The 3,263-nt window shown below is 63.4% G+C and carries 1 protein-coding gene and 1 pseudogene; both read left to right on the top strand.

What is annotated here, in order from left to right; translation table 11 throughout:
• Nucleotides 1–1,354 (top strand): annotated as a pseudogene (locus tag A3754_RS16950) (DUF11 domain-containing protein); the annotation flags it as partial.
• Between the two features lie 225 nt (nucleotides 1,355–1,579).
• Nucleotides 1,580–3,263, top strand: a 1,684-nt coding sequence (gene pbpC / locus A3754_RS16945; protein ID WP_063520640.1) for a penicillin-binding protein 1C, incomplete at its 3' end; no start/stop codon positions are given.

Here is a 3,263-nt window from a genome sequence, read left to right as displayed (position 1 = left end):
GACCACCTCATCGGTGTTGCCGCAGCTGTACCTGAATCAACTACTGCAACTGGACGAGCAGCAAAAGCAGGAGGTCCAGGACAACGTCACCGCCGGCATTGAACGCCTGCAACGTTTCCAGCTGGCCGATGGCGGTTTCAGCTACTGGCCCGGCCTGGCCAATGCCAGTGATTGGGGCACCAGCTATGCGGGCCACTTCCTGCTGGAAGCCAAACGGCTTGGCTACGCGGTGCCGGCTGCCATGCTGGATAACTGGGCGGCCTATCAGGTTCGTCGTAGCCAGAGCCTGGGCGACCGGCCCTGGCAGTGGAGCGCTGAAGCCTATCGCCAGTACACCCTGGCCCTGGCCGGCAAACCGCAGGTGGGGGCCATGAACCGGCTGCGCGAGCGGCTGCAAATGGCCAAGCCGGATTACTCACGCAGTGCCAGTTATCACAGTGGCCGCTGGTTGCTGGCGGCCGCCTACCTGCAAATGGGCCTGGCCGATGTGGCGGCGGAGCTTACCGCCAACGCTGCTGCCGATCTGGAATACGACGGCGCCAGTTACACCTATGGTTCCTTGCTGCGTGATCAGGCTATCCGCCTCACCGTGGCCGATGCCCGTGATGATACCGCCGCGGCCTGGACCCTGGCGCAGGACATCGCCAGCCAGCTTTCTGCCGATCACTGGTACAGCACCCAGACCACCGCCTGGTCGCTGATGGCCATGGCCCGCTATGCGGGGGGTCAGAGTGATGAGAAGGGCTATCAATTTGCGCTGAGTGAAGGCAAGCAGGACTGGCAGGACATCGCGGCCACCTCGCCGGTTTACCGCCAGGCACTGACCGATAGCGAATCTGCGCAAGCCTTCAGTGTTCGTAACGATAGCGAGCGCAAACTGTTTGTCACCCTCAGCAATACCGGAACACCGCTGCCGGGTAATGAGCAGGCCAGCAGTGAGGGGCTTAGCCTGGCTACCCGTTTCCTTGCTGACGGCAAACCTGTAAACCCGGCCAGTTTGCCCCAGGGGCAGGATTTTGTTGCCGAAGTCACCGTGACCAACACCGGTAACCGCGCCCTGGAGAACCTGGCGCTGACCCAGATCCTGCCGTCCGGCTGGCAGATTACCAGCAGCCGGCTGGATGGCAGCGCCGACGAGCAGGAGCGCGTCACGTACCAGGATCTGCGCGACGATCGTGTCATGCATTACTTCGACCTGAAGCCGGGCAACAAGCACAGCCTCACCGTGCGCGTGGCCCTCAATGCGTCCTTTGCCGGCCGCTTTTACCTGCCCGCCTGGAACGTGGAAGCCATGTACGACGGCACCCGCCAGGCCCGCAGCAAAGGGCAATGGATCGAGGTGAAGCGGGAGTAGGGTTTGTTCGGTTTGGCGGAGATCGACTACGCTGATTTCCACCCAGCCGGCCTTTGTTCGCGATGCAAGCATCGCTTCCCACAGGAGGGCATGCTGGTGGTGGATCATCTTTAGATGATCTGAAATAGCCAGTGTGAAGCATTCGCTGTGGGAAATGATGCTTGCATCATGAAGGGCGTCGGCGACTGGCCCCACAACCGATATTGCAATGGGCACCTACCAACGATGACATTCTGGCGCCGTATTATTCTGCTTCTGCTCATTATCGGTGTGTCGGTGGTGGCGGTTTTGCAGTTCTGGCCGCTGCCGGAGCGGCTCACGAACACCCCTTATGCCACCCTGATGCTGGATCGTAATGACCGCCTTCTCGGGGCCCGTATCGCGGCAGATGAACAATGGCGCTTTGTGCCGGTGGAAACTCTGCCGGACAAATATCGCCGTGCCTTGCTGAGCTACGAAGACAAACGCTTCTTCGCCCACCCTGGTGTCGACCCATTGGCCATTGCCCGTGCGGCCTGGCTTAATGCCCGCGCCGGGCGGGTGGTCAGTGGCGGCTCCACACTCACCATGCAGCTGGCCCGGTTGTTACGGGATGATCCGCCCAGAACCCTATCGGAAAAGGCCCGCGAAGCGGTGCTGGCCCTGCAGATGGAGTGGCATTTCAGCAAGGATGAGCTACTGATCGAGTACGCCAGCCGGGCTCCTTTTGGCGGCAACATCGTTGGATTGCGGGCCGCCGCCTGGCGCTATTTTGGCCGTGAACCGGCGGCGCTCAGCTGGGCGGAAGCGGCGCTGCTGGCGGTGCTGCCCAATGCCCCCTCGCTGATTCACCCCGGGCGGAACCGGGAGCGGTTGCTGGCCAAACGCAACACTTTGCTGAACGCTCTGCACAGCCAGGGCGACCTGTCGACGACGGACCTGAAGCTGGCCTTGCTGGAGCCCTTGCCCGATGCCCCCAGACCGCTCCCCGGCAGTGCCGACCACTTGCTTACCTCCCTCCGTGCCAGCAGCCCGCAGCACCTGTTTCACACCACCCTGGATGCGGACCTGCAGCACCGCGTGCGCGAACTGGCGCGCCAGCATGGGCAGCGGTTAGCGGGGGAGGGGGTGCATAACGTGGCGGTGGTGGTGATCGATCACATTGATTTGGCCACTCGCGCCTATGTGGGCAACATCACCCACGGCGATGCCCATGAGTATGGCGCCGCCGTGGATATCGCCAGCGCCCCGCGTTCCACCGGCAGTGTTCTCAAGCCCTTGTTGTACGGACTCATGCTTGATGACGGCTTGCTGCTGCCCGATACCCTGGTGCCGGATCTGCCCACCAACTACGGTGGCTTCAGCCCGGAAAATTTCGACCACGCCTACCGGGGGGCGGTCCCTGCTCACCAGGCGCTCAGCCAGTCGCTGAACATTCCCGCCGTACGCATGTTGCGTGAATACGGGCTGGGCCGCTTTCACAGCCAGTTGCAACGCATGGGCATGGGCACTCTGTTTCGCAGCGCGGAAGATTACGGCTTAACGTTGGTGCTGGGCGGGGCGGAAGGCACGCTTAGCGAACTCACCGGCATTTACGCCCGCCTGTTTGCCAGCGCCCTGCAGGCCCCGCCCTACCCGGTGGCGGTGCTGCAATCCGCCATGGCCGACCGCCAGCCCGGCGTGCCGGTGCTCAGCCCCGGTGCCGCCTGGTTAACACTGGATGCCCTGCGGGACGTGGCCCGGCCCGGCACTGCACGGCAATGGCGGCTGTTCAGCTCCAGCCAGCCCATTGCCTGGAAAACCGGTACCAGCTATGGCCTGCGCGATGCCTGGGCCATCGGCAGTAACGGGCGCTATACCGTGGGGGTCTGGGCGGGCAACGGCAATGGCGAACCGGCACCCACGCTGGGCGGCGCCGCCACCGCTGCGC

It is taken from the genome of Alcanivorax sp. HI0083, assembly GCF_001635175.1.
This window is presented reverse-complemented; position numbering and strand designations above follow the sequence as displayed.